Source organism: Pseudomonas sp. LF-5, assembly GCF_037626295.1.
In the GTDB taxonomy this organism is placed as follows: Bacteria; Pseudomonadota; Gammaproteobacteria; order Pseudomonadales; family Pseudomonadaceae; genus Aquipseudomonas; species Aquipseudomonas monsensis.
Genome location: NZ_JARKMT010000003.1, coordinates 429,219 through 454,834 on the forward strand (window position 1 = coordinate 429,219; position 25,616 = coordinate 454,834).

Genomic DNA, 25,616 nt, shown 5'->3' on the forward strand with positions numbered 1-25,616 from the left:
GCGCTGACGGGCTGCTGTTTGCCCGTCAGAGCAGGTAGGATGTACGCCTATTTTGAGGGTGCCATCGTCAATGAAATTCAAGGATCTTCGGGATTTCGTGCAGCAGCTTGAGCAGCGCGGAGAGTTGAAACGCATCCAGATTCCCGTCTCGCCGGTGCTGGAAATGACCGAGGTGTGCGACCGCACACTGCGGGCCAAGGGCCCGGCGTTGCTGTTCGAGAAACCCACCGGCTACGACATTCCGGTGCTCGGCAACCTGTTCGGCACCCCTGAGCGGGTGGCGATGGGCATGGGCGCCGAGTCGGTCAGCGAGCTGCGCGAAATCGGCAAGCTGCTGGCCTTCCTCAAGGAGCCGGAGCCGCCGAAGGGCTTGAAGGACGCGTGGTCGAAACTGCCGATCTTCCGCAAGATCATCTCGATGGCGCCGAAAGTCGTCAAAGACGCGGTGTGCCAGGAAGTGGTCATCGAAGGCGACGATGTCGATCTGGCGATGCTGCCGGTGCAGACCTGCTGGCCTGGCGACGTCGGCCCGCTGATCACCTGGGGCCTGACCGTCACCAAAGGCCCGAACAAGGACCGCCAGAACCTCGGTATCTACCGTCAGCAAGTGATCGGCCGCAACAAGGTGATCATGCGCTGGCTCAGCCACCGTGGCGGCGCGCTGGACTTCCGTGAGTGGTGCGAGAAGCATCCGGGCCAGCCGTTCCCGGTGTCCGTGGCCCTCGGTGCCGACCCGGCGACCATCCTCGGTGCCGTAACGCCAGTGCCGGACAGCCTTTCCGAATACGCCTTTGCCGGACTGCTGCGGGGTAACCGCACCGAACTGGTCAAGTGCCGCGGCAACGACCTGCAAGTCCCGGCCACCGCCGAGATCATCCTCGAAGGCGTGATCCATCCGGGCGAAATGGCCGACGAAGGCCCATACGGCGACCACACCGGCTACTACAACGAAGTCGACAGCTTCCCGGTGTTCACCGTCGAGCGCATCACCCACCGGATCAAACCGATCTACCACAGCACCTACACCGGCCGTCCGCCGGATGAGCCGGCGATCCTTGGCGTGGCGTTGAACGAAGTGTTCGTGCCGATCCTGCAGAAGCAGTTCCCGGAGATCACCGACTTCTACCTGCCGCCGGAAGGCTGCTCGTACCGCATGGCCGTGGTGACGATGAAGAAGTCGTATCCGGGGCATGCCAAGCGCGTGATGCTCGGTGTCTGGTCGTTTTTGCGACAGTTCATGTACACCAAGTTCGTTATCGTCACTGACGACGATATCAACGCCCGGGACTGGAACGACGTGATCTGGGCCATCACCACGCGCATGGACCCCAAGCGCGACACGGTGATGATCGACAACACGCCGATCGACTACCTCGACTTTGCCTCGCCGGTCTCCGGCCTGGGCTCGAAAATGGGCCTGGATGCCACCCACAAGTGGCCGGGCGAAACCACCCGCGAGTGGGGCCGCGTGATCGTCAAGGACGACGCCGTCACCCAGCGGATCGATGCCATCTGGAATCAGTTAGGAATAGATTGATGCGTGTAACCCTGCAGCCCTCCGGAGCGGTGCTTGAGATACAGCCCGGTGAGCGGATTCTCGACGGTGCGCGGCGCCTGGGCTACGACTGCCCGCAAAGCTGCCGCAACGGCAACTGCCACGTGTGTGCGGCGTTGCTGGTCGAAGGCCGGGTCGAACAGGCCGGCAAGGTGCACGACCACGGCGAGTTCTACACTTGCATAGCCGAGCCGCTGGAAGACTGCATCCTGTTGTGGGATGGCGTGCTGGCGTTGGGAGAACTGCCGGTGCGCAGCCTGTCGTGTCAGGTCATCGAATGCCGGGACGTTGGCGGTGACACCTGGCGTGTACGCTTGCGGGCGCCGGCCGGTAAACCGCCGCGCTACCACGCCGGACAGTACCTGATGATTGAGCGCGAGAGCGGCGAGAAGTCGGCGTTCTCCATGGCCTCGGCGCCGCACGGCGGGCGTGATCTGGAAATCCACGTGCTGGCGCGTGAAGCCAGTGCGCTGAGCCTGATCGAACAGTTGCAACGCAACCCGCTGGTGCGCGTCGAACTGCCGTTTGGCGACACTCACCTCGCCGAATTGCCTGACGGGCCGTTGGTGCTGATCGCCGCCGGTACCGGCATGGGCCAGATTCACAGCCTGATCGAACACTGCCGCGCCAACGGCTTCAAACACCCGGTGCATCTGTACTGGGGGGTGCGCCGTCCGGAAGACTTCTACGCCATCGAGCATTGGGACGAATGGCTGAAACTGCCCAATCTGTTCCTGCACAAAGTCGTCAGCGACCAGTGCGGTTGGGAAGGGCGCTGCGGGATGTTGCACCAGGCCGTGTGTGAAGACTTTGCGGATCTGAAGCCGCTGCACGTCTACGCCAGCGGTTCGCCGGCGATGGTCTACGGTACGCTGGATGCGCTGGTGGAAGCCGGGATGGATGCACACCAGATGCGCGCGGACGTGTTTGCCTATGCGCCGCGCTCTTGAGCCGCGCGAATTGAGCCGCGCGAATTGAGCCTCACGAATTGAGCCGCACGAGCGTTGAGCCCAATCCCTAGAAACGTACGCCGGTCGTCACCATCGCCGCGTTGGCGCCGAGAAACACCATCTCGGCCGCCAGCGGGCCGTAGTGAGTACCGACGGACGGAATGACTACCGGCGCCACGCCGAAGCGGTTCAACGGGATCTTGTCCTTGTAATCACCGCGATAACCCTGCAACAGGCCGCCGGTGACTTTCAGATACACCGGATACTCCCGGCTGTCATAGCGCTTGCCGACATAGGCATAGTTCGAGCGCTGGCTGAATGAGTTGCGAAAAGTTGCCCCGCCCAATACCCAGCCGGAAGCCTGATTGCGTTCGATGCCGATCAAGTCCTGATGATTATTGTGTTCAGGGTCGGGCGAGTAATGGCGGGTATAGACACTGGTTTGTGCGTACCAGAAGCCATCGTCTTTTTGTGAATCATCGGTGGCCAGAGCCTGGCCGGTCTGAAGCAATAACAATGCGGCCAAAAGCCTGGGTGCGTTCATGTTGCAGCCTCGGTTAAACGGGATGGCTTGCGCCAGAAGAAGGCCGTTATACGTAGGCGTTCAGCGACTGGAAAGACATAAAGTCCGACATTCTAGTAGGAAAATTCCAGCGTTTTCTTGAACCGTTCCTGAACAAGGGAAGGCTTATGCATATTTCATTCGGGTATTTAAGATATTCCTGCAATGGTATTAGGCTATATAAAAGCCGTTAACCGGGACCGCTAATCTCGATTTAACGCTATTGAGCCAGTCATACATCCTTTAGCACTTTTCGTTTTACAGTTACTGCTATATGTTCTATCCAGCGAATTGTGCTTACATCTTGTAATACTTGCGGGGCCGAACATTTCCGTCATGACAGCCATTGAATCTGCTTTTGTGAATCTGGCTTACCCTCCGCGGCTCGATCTGGGGCCGCAGCTGACCCACGAACAACTTCTCGTCTCGATGCAATCGACCATGGCGCGCCACAAGGGCGGGCCGGTTTGGCTGTTCGCTTACGGGTCGCTGATCTGGCGTCCGGAATGTACGGCAGTGGAGCGGGTGCGCGGGCGAGTCCATGGCTACCACCGCGGTTTGTACCTGTGGTCGCATGAGCATCGCGGTACGCCGGAAATGCCCGGGCTGGTGTTCGGTCTGGATCGCGGCGGTTCGTGCAGCGGCTTCGCCTATCGGTTGCCGGAAGAGAACCTCGACAGTGCGCTTTATGCGCTGTGGAAACGCGAGATGCCGTTCCCGTCCTATCGCCCGCACTGGCTCAACTGCCGGCTCGAAGATGGCAGTCAGGTTCAGGCGTTGGGGTTTGTGCTGGAGCGACACCTGCCCAGCTACGCCGGCAACCTGCCGGATCACGTGCTGAGTCAGGTGTTCGCGAGCGCTTGCGGGCGCTACGGTACCACTCGCGATTATGTCGAGCAGACCGCCCACGCCCTGCGCAGCCACGCCATGCCAGACCGCAATCTGGAGGCGCGGCTCAAGCGTTGTAAATCACAAAGCGATCAAGCGACGGCTTCGCGGCTCTGACTGGCGACTTGCTTGTGCCATAGCGTCGGGGCCAGGAAGGCCATCGACAGCAGGCAAGCGCCCACCAGCAGCACAAAACCACCGTCCCAGCCAAAGTGGTCAACGGTGTAGCCCATCGCCGCACTCGCCGCGACCGAACCACCCAAGTAACCGAACAGACCGGTGAAGCCCGCAGCAGTGCCGGCGGCTTTCTTCGGCGCCAGTTCCAGCGCCTGCAGACCGATCAGCATCACCGGGCCGTAGATCAGGAAGCCGATCGAGAACAGCGCGATCATGTCCACGGTCGGGTTGCCGGCCGGGTTCAGCCAGTACACCAGCGTTGCGACGGTCACCAGCGCCATGAACACCATGCCGGTCAGGCCACGGTTGCCACGGAAGATCTTGTCCGACATCCAGCCGCACAGCAGCGTGCCCGGAATACCCGCCCACTCGTAGAAGAAATAGGCCCACGAGGTTTTATCCACCGTGAAACCCTTGGCTTCCTTGAGGTAGGTCGGCGCCCAGTCCAGCACGCCGTAGCGCAGCAGGTAGACGAAGACGTTGGCCAGGGCGATGTACCAGAGCATTTTGTTGCGCAGCACGTATTTGACGAAGATTTCCTTGGCGCTGAATTCGTCTTCGTGGCTGGCGTCGTAGCCTTCCGGGTAATCGTTCTTGTACTTCTCGATCGGCGGCAGGCCGACCGATTGCGGGGTGTCGCGCATGGTGATGAAGGCAAACACCGCCACGCCCAGCGCCACGGCTGCGGGCACGTAGAACGCTGCGTGCCAGTCGTTGAACAGGCCCATGCCGAGCAGGAACAGCGGACCGATCAGGCCACCGCCGACGTTATGCGCCACGTTCCACACCGAGACCACGCCGCCGCGTTCCTTCTGCGACCACCAGTGCACCATTGTGCGTCCACTCGGTGGCCAGCCCATGCCCTGGGCCCAACCGTTGATGAACAGCAGGATGAACATCATGGTCACGCTGGACGTCGCCCATGGCGCGAAACCGAAAATGAACATCACCCCGGCCGATACCAGCAGGCCGAACGGCAGGAAGTAACGCGGATTGGAACGGTCGGAGACCAGGCCCATCAGGAACTTGGACAGGCCGTAGGCAATGGCGATGGCCGACATCGCCAGACCCAGATCGCCACGGCTGTAGCCTTCGTCGATCAGGTACGGCATGGCCAGGGAGAAGTTTTTGCGCAGCAGGTAGTAACCCGCGTAACCGAAGAAGATACCGGCGAAGATCTGCCAGCGCAGGCGTCGGTAGGTGCTGTCTATTTTTTCTTCAGGCAATGGAGCCTGATGGGCGGCAGGACGAAAGAAAGCAAACATTCAAGAGCTCCAGATTTCTTGTTTTGACTGCGGATGCGAATGTTACAGTTTCGTTACCGAAAATAGCACCGGTTCGCATTGGCAAAACAGCGGAAATGTTGGAAATCGCACTTTCCTTTATGAACCTGTCGCTCAGCTGTAAGAACAGGGCGTTTTCACCACTTCTGAACATCGGGTGGCTTAGACTCGCGGCCAGTTCAACCGATTGATCAGCCGAGATAAGAAATGCCACTGAAGGTTCGCAGATTGATGCCGAGATTTTTGGTGGCAGCGGGTCTTGCCGTTGTATTACTGACATTGATCATCACCGATCATCCGACTCATTCCGGTCTGCGCAACGCCACGGTGCTGATCATTCGACATGCGGAAAAACCGGCTGAGGGGTCGGCGCTCAATGCCCGAGGCGAACTGCGTGCGGCCGCCTACGTCGACTATTTCAATCCGCTGAAACTCGACGGCCAGACGCTCACCCCCCAGCGTCTGATCGCTGCCGGCGACGTCCCGGAGAGTTCACGTTCGCGTCTGACCCTGACCCCGCTGGCCCAGCGTCTGAACCTTGTGATTGAGCAACCCTACGTCAATGGCGATCTTCATCAACTGGTCAAACTGTTGCGCAAAAGCAATCAGGCGCAAACGGTGTTGATCGCCTGGCATCACGGCCACATCAACAAACTGCTCAAGGCCTTTGGTGGTGACCCCACAGCGCTGATGGGCCAGGAAAAATGGCCGGATGATGTGTTCGATTGGCTGATCGTCCTGCGCTTCGATGAGAACGGGCGGCTCATCCCGTCCCGTAGCGAGAAGGTGCAGGAGCAGCTGTTGCCGGGCGACGCGGCATCATCGCCCGGCGGCTGAGACACGCTGCGGTTTCAGCGCACCTGCACCACCACCTTGCCCACAGCCTTGCGCTGCCCCAGATCATTGATCGCCTGCGCCGCGTTGCTCAGCGGATACACCTGCGACACCAGCGGTTTCAGCTTGCCCTCGGCGAACCAGCCGAACAGTTGCTGGAAGTTCGCCGCGTTATCCTGCGGCTGGCGCTGGGCGAAGGAGCCCCAGAACACGCCGACCACTGCCGCACCCTTGAGCAGCGCGAGGTTGACCGGGAACTCAGGGATGCGTCCGCTGGCGAAGCCGACCACCAGCAGCCGGCCGTTCCAGGCGATGGCGCGGATGGCTTGATCGAACAGGTCACCGCCGACCGGGTCGTAGATCACGTCGGCACCCTGGCCGTCAGTGAGGCGTTTGATTTCGTCCTTGAGGCTGGTTTCGCTGTAATTGATCAGCTCATCGGCACCGGCAGCCTTGGCCACGGCGAGTTTCTCCGCGCTGCTGGCGGCAGCGATGACCCGGGCACCCATGGCTTTGCCGATTTCCACCGCCGCCAGCCCCACACCGCCAGACGCACCCAGCACCAGCAGGGTTTCGCCCGGTTGCAGGTTCGCCCGTTGTTTAAGGGCGTGCATCGAGGTGCCGTAGGTCATGCTGAACGCGGCGGCGGTATTGAAATCCATCGACGGCGGGATCGGCAGGACGTTGTAGCCCGGCACCGCGACCTGTTCGGCAAAGCTGCCCCAACCGGTCAAAGCCATGACCCGGTCGCCGACCTTCAAATGGCCGACCTTTTCGCCCACGGCGCTGACCACGCCGGCCGCTTCACCGCCCGGCGAGAACGGGAAGGGCGGCTTGAACTGGTACTTGCCCTCGATGATCAGCGTGTCCGGGAAGTTGACCCCGGCGGCGTGCACCTCCAGCAGGATTTCGTTCTTCTTCAGGGCAGGACTGGCGACGTCTTCCAGCACCAGCGATTCGGCAGGGCCGAAGGCTTTGCACAGCACGGCTTTCATCAGGGCTATTCCTTTGGGAGTGATGGCCGATAAGTGTAGGTGTGTCAGTCAACGGGTCAACGAGCATGCCCGGCCCTGATAGTCAGCCATAAGCTTGTGCTTGCGCGGCGGGTCGTTATGCTAGGCCGCAAACCGGATAAGGAGCGAATTGTGAAAGCGTGGATCATGTTGTTGCTGGCCCTGTCTCTGCCTGTGGCAGCGCTGGCCGAAGAAGCCAAAGAAGGCGAGGCGCCGAAGGTCAACTACATCACCCTGAGCCCGCCGTTCGTGGGCAACTACGGGCTGGACGGCACGCCGAAGCTGAAGGTCTACAAGGCCGACGTGGCATTGCGCGTGACCGGTGAAGAGGCGACCAAACTGGTCAAGGCCAACGAGCCGCTGATCCGCAATCAACTGGTGGCGCTGTTTACCCAGCAGACCAGCGAGGCGATGAGCAGCATCGAAGGCAAGGAAAAACTGCGTCAGGAAGCCCTGAAGCAGACTCAGCAAGTGATGAACGACGAAACCGGCAAGCCGGTGGTTGAAGACCTGTTGTTCAACAACCTGATCATTCAGTAACCACGCTGGCGGCTGTTCAGGACGCCAGGCTCTTGCGAAAGCGTGCCAGGGCAATGAAGAAGAACAGCAGGCCGATGGCCGTCAGCGCCAGCAAGTCCGGCCAGACCACGCTCAGCCCCGCGTCGCGAAACAGAATCGCGGCGCTGAGGCTGACAAAATGCGTGGACGGCGAGCCCTGCATGACCCACTGCAGCCATTGCGGCATGCTGTCCAGCGGCGTGCTGCCGCCGGACAGCAGCAACATCGGGATGATTACCGGAATCGCCAGCAGGCCGAACTGTGGCGTCGAGCGCGCCAGGGTCGCCAGAAAAATCCCCAACGCGGTACTGGCAAACAGATAAACCGCAGTCACCAGCAAAAACAGGCCCATCGAGCCGGACAACGGCACGCCCAATGCGCCTTTGACCACCACCTCCAGCGACAGCCAGGTGCACAGCACCACCACCAGCAGGTTGCTCCAGATTTTCGCCAGCATGATTTCCAGCGCCGTCAGCGGCAGCACCAGCAAATGGTCGAGCGTGCCGTGCTCACGTTCGCGCAGCAGCGCCGTACCCGTCAGGATGATCGCCAGAATGGTGATGTTGTTGACGATCTGAATCACCGCCAGAAACCAGCCGCCCTCCAGGTTGGTGTTGAACAGTGCGCGGGTGGTCAACTGGATGGGCGTTTTGCTCACGGCATCGCCCTGGCCGCCGTAGGTCTGCAATTCACGCTGGAAGATCCGGCTGATGTAGCCGGCGCCCATGAACGCCTGGCTCATCGCGGTGGCATCGACGTTGACTTGAATGGCCGGTTGCCGCGCCGCGAGCAGATCGGTTTGAAACCCTGCCGGAATGTTGATCACGAAGGTGTACTGGCCGCTGTCCATCACCTGATCGAGTTGCGTATAGGGCAACAGCACCGGCGTCTGGAACTCCGGCGGTTGCAGGGCCTGGGCCAACTGGCGCGAGAGGGCACTGTGGTCTTCGTCGACGATCGCCACGCTGGCGTTGTGCACGCCGATCACCGAGCCGGCGGCGGGCATGTAGATCGCCACGGTGAAGGCGTAGAACAGGAACAGCAGCAACACGCTGTCGTGGCGCAGGCTGGTCAGTTCCTTGAGTCCCAGGCGCAGGATGTGCGCGAACTTATGCATCAGGCCTCCTGCTTTTTCAGCATGATCAGGCTCAGCCCGGTGAACCCGACAAAGAACCCGAACAGCGCCAGGCATTGCGGCCACAGTTGCCGCAGGTCCAGCGCTTTGGTGAACGTGCCCACCGCGATGTCGAGAAAGTGTCCTGCCGGAAACAGCATGCCCATCACCGCCGCCGCCCCCTCCAGCGAAGAGCGCGGCACGATCAGCCCGGAGAACTGAATGGTCGGCAGGCTGGTGATGATCATGGTGCCGAGGATCGCGGCGATTTGCGTGCGGGTGAACGCCGAGATCAGCAGGCCCATGCTGGTGGTCGCCAGCACGTACAACAGGCCGCCGAACGCCAGCGTCAGCAGGCTGCCCTTGAACGGTACGCCGAACAGCCAGCGGTTCATCGCCACCAGCAGCGCGAGATTGACCAGACTGACCAGCAGGTACGGCGCCTGTTTGCCCAGCAGAAACTCCAGGCGGGTCAGGGGCGTGGCGTAGAAGTTGGTGATTGAGCCGAGTTCTTTTTCGCGCACGATGCCGAGTGCGGTGAGCATCGCCGGAATGAACGCCAGAATCAGTGCCATGACCCCGGGGCCGATGGCGTTGACGCTGACCACATCCTGGTTGTAACGAAAGCGCGTTTCGAGGCTGGCACCCGCCTGATGATTGATCGCGGGGCTGCTCTGCTCGGCCAACTGTTGCAGGTTGGCCAGGTGCACGGCTTCGACATAATTGCGGCTGGTCTCGGCGCGAAACGGCATGCCGCCATCCAGCCACGCCGCCACTGCAGGCTGGCGCCCGGCGTACAGGTCACGGCCAAATCCGGGGGGGATTTCCAGCGCCAGTTTGATCTCCGAGCGTTGCAGGCGGCGGTGTAGTTCTTGAGCGTCGTGGATGGCCGGGCGTTCATCGAAATAGCGTGAGCCGCGAAAGGCCTCCAGATAGGTTCGGCTCTGCGGCGTCTGGTCCTGGTCGTACACGGCAAACGCGAGGTTTTCCACGTCCAGGGAAATTCCGTAGCCGAAGATCACCATCATGAAGATCGCCCCCGCCAGGGCGAAGGCCATACGCACCTTGTCACGCAGCAGCTCCTTGCCTTCGCGACTGGCCACCGCGAGCAGACGGCCGAGGCTGAAACCGCGCTGCTTGAGTGGCGGCGCGGCGGCCGCTGGCACCGTCGACGATTCGCTCGCGGGAGGCGTTTCGGCCGTGCCCTGGGCCTGTTCCAGGCAGGTCACGAAAGCGGCTTCCAGCGTCTCTCCACCGAACTGCTGTTGCAATGCCGCCGGGGTGTCGCACGCGAGGACTTTGCCGGCGTGCATCAGCGAGATGCGGTCGCAGCGCTGGGCTTCGTTCATGAAGTGGGTGGAGAGGAAAATCGTCACGCCCTGCTCGCGTGACAGTTCGATCAATAGCCGCCAAAAGTCATCGCGGGCTGCCGGATCGACGCCGGACGTCGGCTCATCGAGAATCAGCACTTCCGGGCGGTGCAACACCGCCACCGCCAGTGACAAACGTTGGCGCAGACCCAGCGGCAGGGCCCCGGACGGCTGATCGGCGACGCCGAGCAGGTTGAAGCGCTGAATCAACGCTTCGATGCGTTGCGCGCTTTCGACCTTGGGCAGGTCGAACAGCCGCGCATGCAGCTCAAGGTTCTGCCGCACACTGAGCTCGCCATACAGCGAAAAACTCTGGGACATGAAGCCGACCCGCTTGCGCGTGGCCAGATCCTTGGCATTCACCGGGTTACCGAGCAGCGTCGCGCTGCCCTCGCTGGCCGGCATCAGTCCGGTCAGGACTTTCATGGTGGTGGTCTTGCCGCAGCCGTTGGAGCCGAGAAAACCGAAAATTTCGCCGCGCCCGATGGCGAAGCTGACGTGATCCACGGCGGTGAAGTCGCCGAAACGCAACGTCAGGTCATGGGCCTCGATGGCGATGTCGGTGGTGCTGTCGGTGCGTGGCGGAATCACCAGCGGCTGAGCGTCATGCTGGCGGTCACCCTGGAAATGGGTGAAGGCCTCATCAAGTTTGCCGCTGGGGGTGACGGCCGCCAGTTCACGGCTCAGGCCGGTGGCAATCAATTTGCCGTTGTCGAGCATCAAGCAATGCTCGAACTGTTCGGCTTCCTCCATATACGCGGTGGCGACCAGCAGGGTCAGTTGCGGGCGCTGGCGCCGCACGTCGTCGACCAGTTCCCAGAACCGTCGGCGCGAGAGCGGGTCGACGCCGGTGGTCGGCTCGTCGAGGATCAACAGATCCGGTTCATGGATCAGCGCGCAGCACAGCCCGAGTTTCTGTTTCATGCCGCCGGACAATTTGCCGGCGGGGCGCTCGGCGAATTTCAGCAGGTCGGTGGCGAGCAGCAGGTTGTGCATGCGTTGCTCGCTGTCGGCCTTCGACAGACCGAACAACGTAGCGAAGAACTGAATGTTTTCGCGGATCGACAGTTCGGGATACAGGTTGCCGCCCAATCCCTGAGGCATGAAGGCGATGCGCGCATACAGCGTGTCGCGGTGGCGGCGCTGCTGGATCGGCCCGCCGAGGACGTCCAGTTGCCCTTGCTGCAAGGCTTTCACCCCGGCGATCAGCCCCAGCAGGCTGGACTTGCCCGCGCCATCGGGGCCGATCAGCCCGCAACGGGTGCCGGCGGGCAGGCTGAAGGCGATCTCGCTCAGCGCTTGCTGTTTGCCGTAGCGGTGCGCGATGCCGTTCGCCTGAACCGCGAGGCTGTTCATTGCAGATTGGCCGGCCAGGCGATCGGCGCGGTGCGTACATACCCGGCGCCGGGCATGCCGGGCTTGGCTTGCGGCACGGCGCTGGGTTGGGTCAGGCGCAGCTTGACGCGGAACACCAGTTTTTGCCGCTCGTCGCGGGTTTCCACCTCTTTCGGGGTGAACTGCGATTTGCCGGCGACGAAACTGATTTTTGCCGGCAACGGCTTGTCGGGCAGGGCATCGAGCAGCACCCGCGCTTCATCGCCCACCGCCAGACGTCCGGCCACGGCGGCGGACAGGTAGAGGTTCATGTACTGATCATTGGGATCGATCAACAGCAGGACGCGGCCACCGGCCCCCAGCACCTCGCCGGGTTCGGCCATGCGCAACTGGATCACGCCATCAATCGGCGCGCGCAGGCTGCTGTCGTCGATTTCGCTGGTCAGTTGCGCGACCTGCGCCTGTGCAGCGCCAATCGCTGCACTGACCGCCGACACCTGAGCGCGCGCCGCTGTCACGGCTGCGTTGCCGGTGCCGATGCGCGACTGCAATTGATCGATGACCTGGGCGCTGACGAAACCGTGCTTGAACAGTGATTGAGAGCGCCCGAGTTCCTGCTGGGCCAGCAATAGCTCACTCTGACGCAACTGCACGTTGGCCTGGGCGGCGTTGAGGTTTTCCCGCGCACGCACGACCTCGGCTTCGGCCTGGTTGCGCTGGGCCTCAAGGGTGCGCGTGTCCATGCGCGCCAGCAATTGGCCCTGGCTGACCTTGTCGCCTTCATCGACCAGCACCTCGGCGAGGCGACCGGGGGTCTTGCTGGCGATCTGCACTTCGGTGGCTTCGAGTCGTCCGTTGCCGGCCGACAGGCCCTCGGGCAGGCGACTGCTGATTGACTTCCAGTAACCGAAGCCGCCGGCGGCCAACAGTAAGGCGATGAGCGATCCGGCAAATAAAAGTGAGGAACGGCGGTGCGTCGACATGGGGGCATCCTGCGGCTGTGGCGTCCAGTCTGACGGTTCAAGCGCAGGGGGCGCTTGATGTCAATCAAATGAGCGGCAAGCCTAGACCCTTTTGTCTGCCAGCACTGCGTGACCGGGCGGTTCTCAGCGCAGGCCGAGCACAGCGGCCCATTGTTCGGCGGTGACGGGCATCACTGACAGCCGCGAGCCCTTCTGCACCAGCGGCATTTGCGCCAGCGCGGTCTGCTGTTTCAGGTAATCGAGTTTCAAGACCCGCGCAAAGGTTTCGACGTGCGCCACGTCGATGGCGCTCCAGGCATTTTTCTCCACTGTGGCCTTTGGATCGAAGTAATGGCTCTCCGGCTCCAGTGCGGTGGGATCCGGGTACGCGGCCTGGATGATTCTGCCGATGCCGGCAATCCCCGGTTCCGGGCAGCTGGAATGGTAGAAAAAGAACTCATCGCCTACCGCCATCGCGCGCAGGAAATTGCGCGCCTGATAGTTGCGAACCCCGTCCCAGCGCGCTGTGCCGAGCTTCTCCAGGCCTTTGATCGAAAGTTCGTCGGGCTCGGATTTCATCAGCCAATAGGCCATGGTTTTTTGCTCCTGAAACGGTCATTGGGCAGGTTGTCGGGCAATTTTATGACAAACCGACAGTCGGTTGACGTCAGCGTTTGCGCGCAGGTTCACGTTGTCGCAAAATGCCGGCCTTTAAAGCTTGACGCTGCTGCACGGCCTACGAACGGAAACCGCTGCTGTCATCGTGATGATGTGCCTTGAGGGGGGCAATCGATGAAACGCAAACCGGATTTGCTATGGACTTTGGTCATTTTGTTCGGCCTGGGTGTCGTGACCACGGGTTACGCGCAAAGCCTGTGGTCCAACAAGACCGACGCGCCGATTGAAGTGGCGCAACAGGTGCAACAGTCGACAGCCTTCAAGCGCTGAAACTGCCTTCTCGACGCCGCGTTTTCGTGCGGCGTCCTACCCCGCGACATACCACGCCTTGTCAGTGACCGTGCCCTGCAGCGGTACATCCCAACTGGCTTGCGCCAATCGCTCGACCTTCTGACATTCATGGGCCAGGCCCAACAGCGTGGGCTTGCGCCATTGCTTGCGCCGGGCGAGATACGCCAGGCTGCGGTCGTAGAAGCCGCCGCCCATCCCCAGGCGCCCGCCGACGTCATCAAATCCAACCAACGGCAACAACACCAGGTCCAGTGTCCAGATCTTGCGCTGGCGCGCCAGTTGGGCGCGCGGCTCCAGAATGCGGAAGCGATTGGGTTTGAGTTTCTCCCCGGGACGGATGCGCTGGAACACCATTTTGGTCCGTGGCCAGGCACTGAGCACCGGCAGATAAGTGGCCTTGCCCCGGCGCTGGGCTTCGCGCAGCAGCAGGCGCGGATCGATTTCGCCGTCGGTGGGCAAGTACAGGGAGATGTGTCGGGCCCGGCGAAAGTGCGGGTCTTGTGCCAGTTGGCGGAACAGGCCTTTGGCGGCCTGGCGTTGCTCACCTGGGGTCAGTGAGCGGCGCGCCTTGCGCAGCAGGCGGCGGAGTTGCGGGCGGGGCAGCAGCGCAGGTTCGGTCATGGTTCGGCTTCGGCAGGTGAGGGCGAAAACGCACGCATAAAAAATCCGATGCCGGCAAATACCGACATCGGATTCGAATCAGGCTCCCCGGATGAACCGCTGTCAACTTAGCCCTTGAACCCGAAAGTTCAAGGTGGAAGATGCAGTAGACTTTAAGGCTTTCCGTCTAGCGGACATGCACACCAGCCCAACGTGCAACTTCCAGGGTAGTGCGAATCGGCTCAGGGACATCGTCAACTGGCAAGCACCCCAGGGAGTGCGGCGAGTATACCGCAAGCGGCCGGTTGAATCAGCCCTTGCTGGTGTTCTGATCGTCGGCGAGGACCAGATCGACACGATCGAGCAAGTCGCGCACCTGTTCACGGGTCGAACCGCTGGCCTGGATGTCCGGGCGCTCTTCTTTGTGCAAGAGGTCGTGGGTGATGTTCAGCGCGGCCATCACGGCGATGCGGTCGGCGCCGATGACTTTGCCGCTGCTGCGGATCTCGCGCATCTTGCCGTCCAGGTAGCGTGCGGCACTGACCAGATTGCTGCGTTCTTCCTGCGGGCAGATGATCGAATACTCTTTGTCGAGGATCTGCACGGTGACGCTATTGCTTGAACTCATGAGTCTTGCTCCAGGGCCTTGAGGCGCGAAATCATCGATTCGACCTTACGCCGGGCGATTTCGTTTTTTTCAATGAGGTGAGCGCGTTCCTCGCGCCAGGTCTTTTCCTGAGCTAGTAAGAGTGCATTTTGACTCTTAAGTTGCTCGACTCGGGTAATCAGCAGTTCGAGTCTGGCCATCAGCGCTTGCAGGTCGGTGTCTTCCATTGTGTCCACTGGGTCGGAGTCTGTCTGATGGGATAGCTGGCGGACAGCCTTTAATAGTCTTGGCGAGTCTGTCGATGTAGGATACAAGGCCTTCATTCTAGACATAGCGCCGTCTGGCGCCTAGCTGCCCATGACCATTGCGAATTCCCCGTACCAAGCCTTTGCCACCCTGCTGACTTCCAGCGGCCACAACGTCTCGCCCGCCGAACTGCATGGCCTGCTGCTTGGCCGCAGCTGCGCCGGTGCCGGCTTCGATAACGAAGGCTGGCTGATCGACGCCGCCGAATTGCTCGAAGGCGACATCCAGGACAACGTCCGCAACGCCCTGATCGGCCTGCAAGAGATGGTCAAAGGCGAGCTGACCGGTGACGACGTCACTGTCGTTCTGCTGTTGCCGACCGATGATGCACCACTGACCGACCGCGCCGCTGCGCTGGGCCAATGGTGCCAGGGCTTCCTCAGCGGTTTCGGCCTGAACTGCCGCGACAGCAGCATGCTCAGCACTGAAGCCACCGAAGTGCTGCAGGATCTGGCCGCGATCTCCCAAGTGCAAGATGCCCTGGAAGAATCCGAAGACGGCGAAACCGACTACATGGAAGTCATGGAGTACCTGCGCGTCGCGCCGCTGCTGCTGTTCTCGGAAACCAAGAAAGCCGACGTGCCGCCAGCCGCCAAGCCGTCGCTGCATTAATCGCGTGCCAGGGAAAGCCATCTGCCCATGACCCATATCCCCAAAGCGGAATACAGCCGTCGCCGCAAGGCCCTGATGGCGCAGATGGAACCCAACAGCATCGCGATCCTGCCTGCCGCCGCGGTGGCGATCCGCAACCGCGACGTCGAGCACGTCTACCGTCAGGACAGCGACTTCCAGTACCTCAGCGGATTCCCCGAGCCGCAAGCCGTTATCGTCCTGATGCCGGGCCGCGAGCATGGCGAGTACGTGCTGTTCTGCCGTGAGCGCAATGCCGAGCGCGAGTTGTGGGACGGTCTGCGTGCAGGGCAGGAAGGTGCGATCCGCGATTACGGTGCCGACGACGCGTTCCCGATCACTGACATCGACGACATTCTTCCGGGCCTGATCGAAGGCCGCGACCGGGTGTATTCGGCGATGGGCAGCAACCCCGAATTCGACCGCCACCTGATGGACTGGATCAACGTGATCCGCTCCAAGGCGCACCTCGGCGCCCAGCCGCCGAACGAATTCGTTGCCCTGGATCATCTGCTGCACGACATGCGCCTGTATAAATCGGCGGCAGAAGTGAAGGTGATGCGCGAAGCCGCACGGATCTCGGCCCAAGCCCACATTCGTGCGATGCAGGCCAGCCGGCCGGGGTTGTACGAGTACAGCCTCGAAGCCGAACTCGATTACGAGTTCCGCAAGGGCGGGGCGAAAATGCCGGCCTACGGTTCGATCGTCGCTGCCGGGCGCAACAGCTGCATCCTGCATTACCAGCAGAATGACGCGCTGCTCAAGGACGGCGATCTGGTGTTGATCGACGCCGGTTGCGAAATCGACTGCTACGCCAGCGACATCACCCGCACCTGGCCGGTCAACGGCAAGTTCTCGCCGGAGCAAAAAGCGATCTACGAGTTGGTGCTGGCCTCGCAGGAAGCCGCGTTCGCCGAAATCGACCCGAACAAGAACTGGAATCAGGCCCACGAAGCCACGGTTCGGGTGATCACCGCAGGTCTGGTGCAGCTCGGGATATTGCAGGGCGAGGTCGACGACTTGATCGCGACGGAAGCCTATAAAGCGTTTTACATGCACCGCGCCGGCCACTGGCTGGGCATGGATGTTCACGACGTCGGCGAGTACAAGGTCGGCGGCGAATGGCGGGTGCTGGAGGTCGGCATGGCGCTGACCGTGGAACCGGGCATCTACATAGCCCCGGACAATCAGAACGTAGCGAAGAAATGGCGCGGCATTGGCGTGCGCATCGAGGACGACGTGGTAGTGACCAAGAGCGGTTGTGAAATCCTCACGGGCGGCGTGCCGAAAACCGTCGCTGACATCGAAGCGCTGATGGCGCAAGCACGGGCACACGCGGCATGAGTCGAGTCAACCTGGCAATCATCGGTGGCGGCCTGGTCGGCGCCAGTCTGGCGTTGGCCTTGCAGGCCGGGGCCAAGGCCCGTGGCTGGAAAATCGTCCTGATCGAACCGTTTGCCCCGGGCGACAGCTGGCAGCCGAGCTACGACGCCCGTTCGTCGGCGCTGTCCTTCGGTTCGCGGCAGATCTATCAGCGGTTGGGCGTGTGGCAGGAAATTTCCCGCCGCGCCGAGCCGATCAAACAGATTCACGTGTCTGACCGTGGGCGCTTCTCCACTGCCCGACTGTCGGCGATGGAAGAGGGCGTGCCGGCGCTCGGTTACGTGGTGGAGAACGCCTGGCTCGGCCAGTGCCTGTGGCAGCATCTGGATAAAGACGTGATCAGTTGGCGCTGCCCGGCGGAAGTCGCGCGCATGGAGCCGCTGCCTGACGGTTATCGCCTGACCCTCAACGATGAAACCACCGTCGAGTGCGATCTGGCAGTGCTCGCCGATGGCGGTCGCTCCGGGCTGCGCGAGCAGTTGGGCATCAACGTGCGCAAGCGTCCGTACAACCAGAGCGCACTCATTGCCAACATCACCCCGAGCGAAGCGCACAACGGCATGGCCTTCGAGCGCTTCACCGACGAAGGCCCGATGGCCTTGCTGCCATTGCCGGAAAACCGCTGCGCGCTGGTCTGGACCCGTCTGGGCATGGACGCGCAACGTTTGGCCGACCTCAGCGAGCGCGATTTTCTCAGCGAACTGCAAGGCGTGTTCGGTTACCGTCTCGGTACCCTGAAGCAGGTGGGAGCACGCCATCTGTATCCGCTGTCGCTGGTCGAGGCCGAAGAGCAAGTGCGTTCGCATCTGGCCGTGCTCGGCAACGCCGCACACAGCCTGCACCCGATTGCCGGGCAGGGCTTCAACCTGTCGTTGCGCGATGCCGATGCCCTGGCCGCCGCGTTGCTCGCCAGCGACAAACCGCTGGGCGACTTCGCCACGTTACAGGCGTATCGCGAGCGCCAGCGCCTGGATCAAGACCTCACTGTGGGCTTCTCGGATCAGGTCACGCGATTGTTCGGCAGCACCCAGCCGCTGGTCTCGCTGGGGCGCAACATTGGTTTGCTCGGCCTCGATCTGCTGCCTCCCGCCAAGCGCTGGTTTGCCCGCCAGGCCATGGGGCTGGGGACGCGGCCGGATGCTTGAGCGGCTGGCCGGCACTTTCACTTTCAGGAGCGCGCCGCCCACCGGCGTGCTCGGTAAAACCCTTTACGGGCGGCGCACGCCGCCAGCGAGACAGGCTTAAAGCATGGAAATGCGCGCAGATCTGCTGATTGTCGGGGCCGGAATGGTCGGCAGCGCCTTGGCGCTGGCGCTACAGGACAGCGGGCTGGAAGTCCTGCTGCTTGACGGCAGCCCGTTGAGCGTCAAACCGTTCGCTGTCGACGCACCGTTCGAACCGCGGGTGAGTGCGCTGTCGGCGGCCAGCCAGCGGATTCTCGAACGCCTCGGCGTGTGGGACGGCATCGCCAGCCGGCGCAGCAGCCCGTACACCGACATGCACGTGTGGGACGGCAGTGGCACCGGCCAGATTCATTTCTCGGCGAGCAGTGTGCACGCCGAGGTGCTGGGGCATATCGTCGAAAACCGTGTGGTTCAGGATGCCTTGCTCGATCGTTTGCACGACTGCGATCTGGGCATGCTGGCCAACGCCCGACTGGAGCAGATGCGCCGCTCCGGCGATGACTGGCTGCTGACCCTGGCCGATGGTCGCCAGTTGCGCGCGCCGTTGGTGATTGCCGCTGACGGCGCCAATTCAGCCGTTCGCCGGCTGACCGGCGTGGCGACGCGCGAGTGGGATTACCTGCACCACGCGATTGTCACCAGCGTGCGCAGCAGCAAGCCGCACCGGATGACCGCGTGGCAGCGCTTTACCGATCACGGACCGCTGGCGTTTCTGCCACTTGAGCGCGACGGGCAGCAGGATTGGTGCTCGATTGTCTGGTCGACCACCCCGAGCGAGGCCGAGCGCTTGATGGCACTGGATGAAGCGGCTTTCTGCCAGGCGCTGGAGCGCGCCTTTGAAGGTTGCCTGGGCGAAGTCATCAGCGCTGATCCGCGCCTTTGCGTGCCGCTGCGTCAGCGCCATGCCAAACGTTATGTGGCCGAAGGTCTGGCGCTGATCGGTGACGCGGCGCACACCATTCACCCGTTGGCCGGGCAGGGCGTGAACCTGGGTTTCCTCGATGCGGCGGTGCTGGCTGAAGTGCTGTTGCAAGCCAATGAGCGTGGCCAGCGTCTGGCCGATGTGAAGGTGCTGAGCCGTTACGAGCGTCGGCGCATGCCCCACAACCTCGCGCTGATGGCGGCGATGGAGGGCTTCGAGCGTTTGTTCCAGGCCGATCCGCTGCCAGTGCGCTGGCTGCGCAATGCCGGGTTGAAGATTGTTGAGCAGATGCCGGAGGCGAAGGCGCTGTTTGTGCGTGAAGCCCTTGGTTTGACGGGCGATCTACCGGCCCTCGCCAAGCCTTGATCTTTTCGTTGTTGCTGATGGCCACCTCGCGAGCAGGCTCACTCCTACAGGGGAACGTATTCCAACGGTAGGAGGAGTCGTGCAACATCTGGTAACTCCTTGGAAAAGTGTTCGATTGAGAACCTAAATGTGAGTCCTTATCATTTGGGCCACATTTTCCGACCGAGAGATCACTCCCATGTTGGCACCCAAGCGTCTCCTGACCGCCCTGGCCCTGACCCTGATCGGCAGCACCACCGCCCAGGCCGCCGACGAGGTGGTGGTCTACTCCTCGCGTATTGATGAGCTGATCAAACCGGTGTTCGACGCCTACACCGCGAAGACCGGGGTGAAGATCAAGTTCATCACCGACAAGGAAGCGCCGCTCATGCAGCGGATCAAGGCCGAGGGCGAAAACGCCACCGCCGACCTGCTGCTCACTGTCGATGCCGGTAACCTCTGGCAGGCCGAGCAGATGGGCATTCTGCAGCCGTTCACCTCGAAGACCATCGACGCCAACATCCCGCCGCAATATCGCTCTTCGACCCATGCCTGGACCGGCCTGAGCCTGCGCGCGCGGACCATCGCCTATTCCACCCAGCGGGTAAAACCGGGCGAGTTGACCACCTACGAAGCACTGGCCGACAAGAACTGGGAAGGGCGCCTGTGCCTGCGCACGGCGAAGAAGGTTTACAACCAGTCGCTGACCGCGACCATGATCGAAGTGCACGGTGCCGAGAAGACCGAGAAAATCCTCAAGGGCTGGGTCAACAACCTGTCCACCGACGTATTCTCCGACGACGTGGCGGTGCTGGAGGCGATCAATGCCGGCCAGTGCGACGTCGGCATCGTCAACACCTACTACTACGGTCGCCTGCACAAGCAGATGCCGGAGCTGCCGGTGAAACTGTTCTGGCCGAACCAGGCCGATCGCGGCGTGCACGTCAACCTGTCGGGCATCGGCCTGACCAAACACGCGCCGCACCCGGAAGCCGCCAAGGCGCTGGTCGAGTGGATGACCACGCCTGAAGCGCAGAAGATCTTTGCCGATGTGAACCAGGAGTTCCCGGCCAACCCGGCGGTGGCGCCTTCGGAAGAAGTGGCGGCATGGGGCAAGTTCATCGCCGACACCCTGCCGGTGGAAGTGGCGGGCAAGCGCCAGGCCGAAGCGATTCGCATGATGGATCGGGCGGGCTGGAACTGAGGCTTTTCGTATAACGGTTCATCGTTCAAGATCGCTCCCTCACCCCAGCCCTCTCCCGGAGGGAGAGGGAGCCGACTTGTAGTGTTTTCGAAACCAGAGTTCGACTCGATGTTTCGGGTCGATGTAACTACCTCACCATAGGCTTCTCCCGGGAGGGTGAGGGCAACAATCTCGACTTGAAACCCTAATCCCAAGAACACCCCCTATCCCCCCAGAGTCCAAAAAGTGGCCCACCCCGCCCAACGCCGCTGGTACCCCATCGTTTTCGCCATCGCCGCGTTGGTGCTGTTGCCCCTGAGTGTCCTGTTGCTGTCGTGGCAAACCATCGATCAGCAGATCTGGTCGCACCTGTGGGAAACCCAGATGCCGCGCTTGCTGGGCAACACCCTGACCCTTGTGCTTGGCGTGGGCGTCGGTGTGACGCTGCTCGGCGTCAGTCTGGCGTGGCTCACCAGCCTCTGTGAATTCCCCGGCAGGCGCTGGCTCGACTGGGCGCTGATGTTGCCCTTCGCCATCCCGGCTTATGTGCTGGCGTTCGTCTTCGTCGGTCTGCTGGACTTTGCCGGGCCCGTGCAAACGCTGTTGCGCGAGTGGTTCGGCAGCGGGTTACGCCTGCCGCGGGTGCGCTCCACCGGCGGGGTGATTGTGGTGTTGGTGCTGGTGTTTTATCCCTACGTTTACCTGCTGGCGCGCACCGCGTTTCTCGCGCAGGGCAAAGGCCTGATGGAAGCGGCGCGGGTGCTCGGGCAATCGCCCTGGCAGGCGTTCTGGCGTGTGGCATTGCCCATGGCGCGGCCGGCGATCGGTGCCGGGGTGGCGCTGGCACTGATGGAAACCCTGGCGGATTTCGGTGCGGTGTCGGTGTTCAACTTCGACACCTTCACCACCGCGATCTACAAGACCTGGTACGGCTTCTTCAGCCTGCCCAGCGCGGCGCAACTGGCGAGCCTGTTGTTGCTGGTGGTGATGCTGGTGCTCTACGGCGAACGGCGGGCACGCGGTGCCAACCGGGCAAGCAACGAGCGACCACGGGTCAAGGCGCTGTATCACCTGCGCGGGCTCAAGGCGTTCGCAGCGACAGGCTGGTGCACGTTGGTGTTCGCCTGTGCGTTCGTGATTCCGCTGCTGCAGTTGCTCGTCTGGTTCTGGCAGCGCGGGCGCTTCGATCTCGATGAGCGTTACGCCGGGCTGATCCTGCACACCCTCTACCTGGGCGGCATGGCGGCGTTGATCACCGTCAGCGTCGCGTTGCTGCTGGCCTTCGCCCGACGGCTGGCGCCGACCCGGGCGATTCGCTCCGGCGTCAGCCTGGCCAATCTCGGCTATGCGTTGCCGGGCTCGGTGCTTGCGGTGTCGATCATGCTCGCCTTCAGCTACCTCGACCGCGAACTGGTGATCCCGCTGTCGGGCTGGCTCGGCGGCGCCGGCAAGCCGCTGTTGCTCGGCAGTCTGGCGGCGTTGCTGATGGCTTATCTGGTGCGCTTCATTGCGGTGGCCTACGGGCCGCTGGAAAACAGTCTGGCGCGTATACGGCCTTCATTGCCCGAAGCGGCACGTAGTCTGGGTGTCAGTGGGCCGCGACTGTTTTTCAAAGTGTATCTGCCGCTGTTGCTGCCCGGCACGTTGAGCGCGGCGTTGCTGGTGTTCGTCGATGTGCTCAAGGAAATGCCCGCCACCCTGCTGATGCGCCCGTTTGGCTGGGACACGCTGGCGGTGCGCATCTTTGAAATGACCAGCGAAGGCGAATGGGCGAGGGCGTCGCTGCCGGCGCTGACGCTGGTATTGGTCGGTTTATTGCCGGTCATCGGCCTGATCCGCCGCTCGGCGCACCGAAACACTTAGTCGTCAGTCCTGAATCATGCGGCTACAATGCGCGGCATTCGGTGCGGTTCGTCTGACAGATCGGTACGCTGAAATCGGCTGAGAGCCTTATATTTCAAGGCTTTCAACTGTGCAGCGGCTGTCCGCGCCTTCGCCACGCCCGGAAGGAGAAACCCATGGGACAGCGTACGCCTCTGTATGACCTGCATCTCGCCCTTGGCGCGAAAATGGTCGATTTTGGCGGTTGGGACATGCCACTGCATTACGGCTCGCAGGTCGAGGAGCACCACGAAGTGCGCCGCGATTGCGGGGTCTTCGATGTATCCCACATGACCGTTATCGACGTTACCGGCAACCAGGCCAAGGCCTGGCTCCAGCATTTGCTGGCCAATGATGTCGAACGCCTGCACCGCCCCGGTCGGGCGTTGTACAGCACCATGCTCAACGAGCGTGGCGGCATCGTCGACGACATGATCGTCTATCGCCTCGAAGACCGTTATCGGCTGGTGGTCAACGCCTCCACCCGTGATCAGGATCTGGCCTGGATGCACGCACAACTGGCCGGGTTCGACGTGCAACTGCACGAGCGCACCGAGCTGGCGATGCTCGCCATCCAGGGCCCGCAGGCCCGGCACAGGATCGCCGAACTGGTCACCCAGTCCCGCGCCACGCTGATCCAGCACCTCAAACCGTTCGAAGCCGAAGTCGATGGCGACTGGTTCATCGCGCGTACCGGTTACACCGGTGAGGACGGGCTGGAAATCGCCTTGCCGGCCGAACAGGCGCCGGGATTTTTCAACGATCTGGTCGGTGCTGGCATTTCGCCGATTGGCCTCGGCGCCCGCGACACGCTGCGGGTTGAGGCGGGGATGAACCTCTACGGCCAGGACATTCATCAAGATGTCTCGCCGCTGGCGTCCAATATGGCCTGGAGCATTGCCTGGGAACCGGCCTCGCGGCAGTTCATCGGGCGGGCGGCACTGGAGGCGGAAAAAACCGCCGGCGTTGCGCACAAACTGGTGGGCCTGGTGCTTGAGGAGCGGGGTGTTTTACGCGCCCATCAGGTGGTTCGTATCGCCGATGTTGGCGAAGGAGAGATCACCAGTGGTAGTTTCTCTCCTACGCTGAGTAAATCGATTGCCCTGGCGCGTGTACCGATGGCCACAGCCGACCGCGCCGAAGTGGAAATCCGTGGCAAGTGGTATCCGGTACGGGTGGTCAAGCCGACCTTCGTGCGCCATGGCAAAACCTTGATCTAACCTTTTCCGGCGGGCCTGACCGCTGACATTTTCTTGAGGACACCGAGCATGAGCAATATCCCCGCTGAACTGCGTTTTGCCGAAAGTCATGAGTGGGCACGTCTGGAAGCCGACGGCACCGTTACCGTGGGCATCAGCGATCACGCGCAGGAAGCGCTGGGCGATGTGGTGTTCGTCGAGTTGACCGAAGTGGGCAACAAATATGCGGCTGAAGATCAGGCCGGTGTGGTCGAGTCGGTGAAAGCCGCTTCCGACATCTACTCGCCGATTGCCGGTGAAGTGATCGCCGTCAACGAAGAGCTGAGCGCTTCGCCGGAACTGCTGAACTCCGACCCGTACGGTGCGTGGATCTTCAAGCTCAAGCCCGATAACGCGGCTGATCTGGACAAGCTGCTCGACGCTGCCGGCTACAAGGCGGCCATCGGCGAATAAGCAGACTGTAATACTTCAAAAGCCCCGATTTCTCGGGGCTTTTTTGTAGGCGTCAATCAGGCGTCGCGCAATACCGCTTTCACCGCCGCCACCGAACGCTCGACATCGTCCTTGGTCATGGTGGTAAACATCGGCAACGACACGATCAGCCGTCCGACCCGCTCCGCCACCGGCAACATGCCTTCCTTGAAGCCGCGCTCGCGGTAGAGGCTCAGCAAGTGAATCGGCGGGTAGTGATAACCGATGCCGATACCCCGTGCCTGCATCTGCTCCATGAATGTCGCTCGCGCCGGCAAGCCGTCCTTGCGTTCCGGCAGGACCAGTTGGAACAGGTGCCAGTTGCTGTGGGTGAAGTCCGCAGGCGGCAGTTGCGCGCCATAGGTCGCTTCAAAGTCATCGCCAAAACATTTGAAGTAGTGTCGGGCCAGTTCCTGACGATGGGCGGTCAGCGCCTCGATATGCGCGAACTGACCCAAGCCAATGGTGGCGGCGACATCGGTCATGTTGAACTTGCCACCGAGCACGTCGACGTCCAGACCATCGAAGCCGTTGCGCGTCACGCCCTGCAAACGGTACTTCTCCGCCAGCCGCGCTTCTTCCGGGGTGTTCAGCACCAGGCAGCCACCCTCGGAGCAGGTAACGTTCTTGTTGGCCTGGAAACTGAACGACACGAAATCGCCGGTGGCGCCGATGCGCTGGCCGTTCCAGCTCGAACCCAACGCTTGGGCGGCGTCTTCAACAATGCGCAGATTGTGTTTGCGGGCGATGGCGTACAAGCGCTGCATGTCCACCGGCAGGCCGGCGAGGTACACCGGAATCAGCGCTTTGGTGCGCGGGGTGATCGCCGCTTCCAGTTGGTCCAGATCAATGTTGCGGGTCACCGGGTCGATGTCGGCAAACACCGGGGTGGCGCCCACTTCGAGGATCACGTTGGCGGTGGCGACCCAGGAAATCGGGGTGGTGATCACTTCGTCACCCGGGCCGATGCCGGCGATGCGCAGGGCGATTTCCATGGTGCAGGTGCCGGAGTTGAACGTGCGCACCGGGCGCCCGCCGAAGTATTCCGACAGCTGTGCTTCGAAGGCCTGGACCTTCGGCCCGCTGGTGATCCAGCCGGAGCGCAGCACATCGCCAACGGCGGCAATCGTGGCTTCATCAATGACGGGTTTGGAAAACGGCAGGAACGGCAGTTGGCTCATGGGGACTGGATCATCCGAAAGTTGGACGCCTGATGCAGGCGCTACAGCATGCCCCGGAACCCCTCTGCCGCCAAGCCGTGCGCGGCGGTATCGGCTGCTATGCTGGTTTGACCGTGTTGCATTGACGCCGAGCGCCAGCCAAGAGAGAGCCCGT

The 25,616-nt window shown here is 62.1% G+C and carries 25 protein-coding genes and 1 other RNA gene; 14 read left to right on the plus strand and 12 right to left on the minus strand.

From position 1 onward, the window contains the following. The first annotated feature begins 70 nt into the window (after positions 1–70). A complete protein-coding gene (gene ubiD, locus PseuLF5_RS13990) occupies positions 71–1,537 on the plus strand; it encodes a 4-hydroxy-3-polyprenylbenzoate decarboxylase (protein ID WP_003229330.1) in 1,467 nt (488 codons plus the stop codon). Continuing rightward, entirely contained in the window at positions 1,537–2,505 is a 969-nt protein-coding gene (locus PseuLF5_RS13995) for a CDP-6-deoxy-delta-3,4-glucoseen reductase (RefSeq protein WP_186744068.1), read from the plus strand. The genes ubiD and PseuLF5_RS13995 overlap by 1 nt, the downstream gene beginning before the upstream one ends. 67 nt (positions 2,506–2,572) lie before the next feature. Here the strand turns inward: PseuLF5_RS13995 and PseuLF5_RS14000 are convergent, their stop codons facing one another. Next, complete coding sequence (locus PseuLF5_RS14000) at positions 2,573–3,049, minus strand: sn-glycerol-3-phosphate transporter (RefSeq protein ID WP_340133791.1); 477 nt, start codon at positions 3,047–3,049, stop codon at positions 2,573–2,575. Positions 3,050–3,403: 354 nt separating this feature from the next. Between PseuLF5_RS14000 and PseuLF5_RS14005 the strand changes: the two genes are divergently transcribed. Continuing rightward, entirely contained in the window at positions 3,404–4,072 is a 669-nt protein-coding gene (locus tag PseuLF5_RS14005; protein ID WP_123469719.1) for a gamma-glutamylcyclotransferase, read from the plus strand. Here PseuLF5_RS14005 and glpT read toward each other — a convergent pair. Then, entirely contained in the window at positions 4,048–5,397 is a 1,350-nt protein-coding gene (glpT, locus tag PseuLF5_RS14010; RefSeq protein ID WP_122596666.1) for a glycerol-3-phosphate transporter, read from the minus strand. The two genes, PseuLF5_RS14005 and glpT, sit on opposite strands and share 25 nt — an antisense overlap. 225 nt (positions 5,398–5,622) lie before the next feature. On the opposite strand from glpT, the gene PseuLF5_RS14015 reads away from it, so the two are divergent. After that, a complete protein-coding gene (locus PseuLF5_RS14015) occupies positions 5,623–6,252 on the plus strand; it encodes a flagellar basal body-associated protein FliL (RefSeq protein ID WP_340133792.1) in 630 nt (209 codons plus the stop codon). A gap of 14 nt (positions 6,253–6,266) precedes the next feature. On the opposite strand, the gene PseuLF5_RS14020 is transcribed toward PseuLF5_RS14015, so the two are convergent. After that, complete coding sequence (locus PseuLF5_RS14020; protein WP_123469716.1) at positions 6,267–7,244, minus strand: NADPH:quinone oxidoreductase family protein; 978 nt, start codon at positions 7,242–7,244, stop codon at positions 6,267–6,269. Between the two features lie 150 nt (positions 7,245–7,394). On the opposite strand from PseuLF5_RS14020, the gene PseuLF5_RS14025 reads away from it, so the two are divergent. Beyond that, positions 7,395–7,802, plus strand: a complete 408-nt coding sequence (locus tag PseuLF5_RS14025) for a flagellar basal body-associated protein FliL (RefSeq protein ID WP_177490592.1) — start codon at positions 7,395–7,397, stop codon at positions 7,800–7,802. Positions 7,803–7,818: 16 nt separating this feature from the next. On the opposite strand, the gene PseuLF5_RS14030 is transcribed toward PseuLF5_RS14025, so the two are convergent. The 4 genes from PseuLF5_RS14030 to PseuLF5_RS14045 all read right to left on the minus strand — a co-directional run bounded on the left by PseuLF5_RS14030 (position 7,819) and on the right by PseuLF5_RS14045 (position 13,195). Continuing rightward, a complete protein-coding gene (locus PseuLF5_RS14030) occupies positions 7,819–8,937 on the minus strand; it encodes an ABC transporter permease (RefSeq protein WP_123469713.1) in 1,119 nt (372 codons plus the stop codon). Next, positions 8,937–11,660, minus strand: coding sequence for a ribosome-associated ATPase/putative transporter RbbA (gene rbbA, locus PseuLF5_RS14035; RefSeq protein WP_340133794.1), 2,724 nt, complete (start codon positions 11,658–11,660; stop codon positions 8,937–8,939). Before rbbA ends, PseuLF5_RS14030 begins: the two co-directional genes overlap by 1 nt. Then, positions 11,657–12,622 carry an HlyD family secretion protein gene (locus PseuLF5_RS14040; protein ID WP_123469710.1) on the minus strand — a complete coding sequence of 322 codons (966 nt, stop codon included), beginning with the start codon at positions 12,620–12,622 and terminating at the stop codon, positions 11,657–11,659. Before PseuLF5_RS14040 ends, rbbA begins: the two co-directional genes overlap by 4 nt. 123 nt (positions 12,623–12,745) lie before the next feature. After that, positions 12,746–13,195, minus strand: a complete 450-nt coding sequence (locus PseuLF5_RS14045; RefSeq protein WP_186744083.1) for an EVE domain-containing protein — start codon at positions 13,193–13,195, stop codon at positions 12,746–12,748. A gap of 198 nt (positions 13,196–13,393) precedes the next feature. Between PseuLF5_RS14045 and PseuLF5_RS14050 the strand changes: the two genes are divergently transcribed. Next, positions 13,394–13,549: a hypothetical protein gene (locus PseuLF5_RS14050; RefSeq protein ID WP_095186895.1), complete on the plus strand. Its 156-nt coding sequence runs from the start codon at positions 13,394–13,396 to the stop codon at positions 13,547–13,549. A gap of 36 nt (positions 13,550–13,585) precedes the next feature. On the opposite strand, the gene PseuLF5_RS14055 is transcribed toward PseuLF5_RS14050, so the two are convergent. The 4 genes from PseuLF5_RS14055 to PseuLF5_RS14070 all read right to left on the minus strand — a co-directional run bounded on the left by PseuLF5_RS14055 (position 13,586) and on the right by PseuLF5_RS14070 (position 15,004). After that, positions 13,586–14,191, minus strand: coding sequence for a 5-formyltetrahydrofolate cyclo-ligase (locus PseuLF5_RS14055; protein WP_340133795.1), 606 nt, complete (start codon positions 14,189–14,191; stop codon positions 13,586–13,588). Positions 14,192–14,271: 80 nt separating this feature from the next. Continuing rightward, a non-coding RNA gene (gene ssrS / locus PseuLF5_RS14060) (6S RNA) lies at positions 14,272–14,450 on the minus strand. A gap of 30 nt (positions 14,451–14,480) precedes the next feature. After that, a complete protein-coding gene (locus PseuLF5_RS14065) occupies positions 14,481–14,798 on the minus strand; it encodes a cell division protein ZapA (RefSeq protein WP_093429754.1) in 318 nt (105 codons plus the stop codon). Continuing rightward, on the minus strand, positions 14,795–15,004 hold the full coding sequence (locus tag PseuLF5_RS14070) for a TIGR02449 family protein (RefSeq protein WP_007940359.1): 210 nt from the start codon (positions 15,002–15,004) through the stop codon (positions 14,795–14,797). The genes PseuLF5_RS14065 and PseuLF5_RS14070 overlap by 4 nt, the downstream gene beginning before the upstream one ends. 130 nt (positions 15,005–15,134) lie before the next feature. On the opposite strand from PseuLF5_RS14070, the gene PseuLF5_RS14075 reads away from it, so the two are divergent. From PseuLF5_RS14075 to gcvH, 8 genes are all read left to right on the plus strand, one after another. Continuing rightward, complete coding sequence (locus PseuLF5_RS14075) at positions 15,135–15,695, plus strand: YecA/YgfB family protein (RefSeq protein ID WP_123469704.1); 561 nt, start codon at positions 15,135–15,137, stop codon at positions 15,693–15,695. A 27-nt stretch (positions 15,696–15,722) separates the two neighbouring features. Then, positions 15,723–17,057, plus strand: coding sequence for a Xaa-Pro aminopeptidase (gene pepP, locus PseuLF5_RS14080; RefSeq protein ID WP_340133797.1), 1,335 nt, complete (start codon positions 15,723–15,725; stop codon positions 17,055–17,057). Further along, the gene (gene ubiH / locus PseuLF5_RS14085; protein WP_123469701.1) at positions 17,054–18,241 is read left to right on the plus strand and encodes a 2-octaprenyl-6-methoxyphenyl hydroxylase; all 1,188 of its coding nucleotides are present in this window, start codon (positions 17,054–17,056) and stop codon (positions 18,239–18,241) included. Before pepP ends, ubiH begins: the two co-directional genes overlap by 4 nt. A 109-nt stretch (positions 18,242–18,350) precedes the next feature. Further along, positions 18,351–19,568, plus strand: a complete 1,218-nt coding sequence (locus PseuLF5_RS14090) for a 2-octaprenyl-3-methyl-6-methoxy-1,4-benzoquinol hydroxylase (RefSeq protein ID WP_267796840.1) — start codon at positions 18,351–18,353, stop codon at positions 19,566–19,568. A gap of 178 nt (positions 19,569–19,746) precedes the next feature. Further along, a complete protein-coding gene (locus PseuLF5_RS14095) occupies positions 19,747–20,751 on the plus strand; it encodes an extracellular solute-binding protein (RefSeq protein ID WP_123469698.1) in 1,005 nt (334 codons plus the stop codon). 225 nt (positions 20,752–20,976) lie between these two features. After that, positions 20,977–22,593, plus strand: coding sequence for an ABC transporter permease (locus PseuLF5_RS14100; protein ID WP_186744087.1), 1,617 nt, complete (start codon positions 20,977–20,979; stop codon positions 22,591–22,593). A 155-nt stretch (positions 22,594–22,748) separates the two neighbouring features. Then, positions 22,749–23,831, plus strand: a complete 1,083-nt coding sequence (gene gcvT, locus PseuLF5_RS14105) for a glycine cleavage system aminomethyltransferase GcvT (protein WP_336347523.1) — start codon at positions 22,749–22,751, stop codon at positions 23,829–23,831. 48 nt (positions 23,832–23,879) lie between these two features. Further along, on the plus strand, positions 23,880–24,263 hold the full coding sequence (gcvH, locus tag PseuLF5_RS14110; RefSeq protein ID WP_340133798.1) for a glycine cleavage system protein GcvH: 384 nt from the start codon (positions 23,880–23,882) through the stop codon (positions 24,261–24,263). 56 nt (positions 24,264–24,319) lie between these two features. Here gcvH and PseuLF5_RS14115 read toward each other — a convergent pair whose 3' ends face one another. Continuing rightward, the gene (locus PseuLF5_RS14115; protein WP_186744093.1) at positions 24,320–25,462 is read right to left on the minus strand and encodes a DegT/DnrJ/EryC1/StrS family aminotransferase; all 1,143 of its coding nucleotides are present in this window, start codon (positions 25,460–25,462) and stop codon (positions 24,320–24,322) included. Between the last annotated feature and the right edge of the window lie 154 nt (positions 25,463–25,616).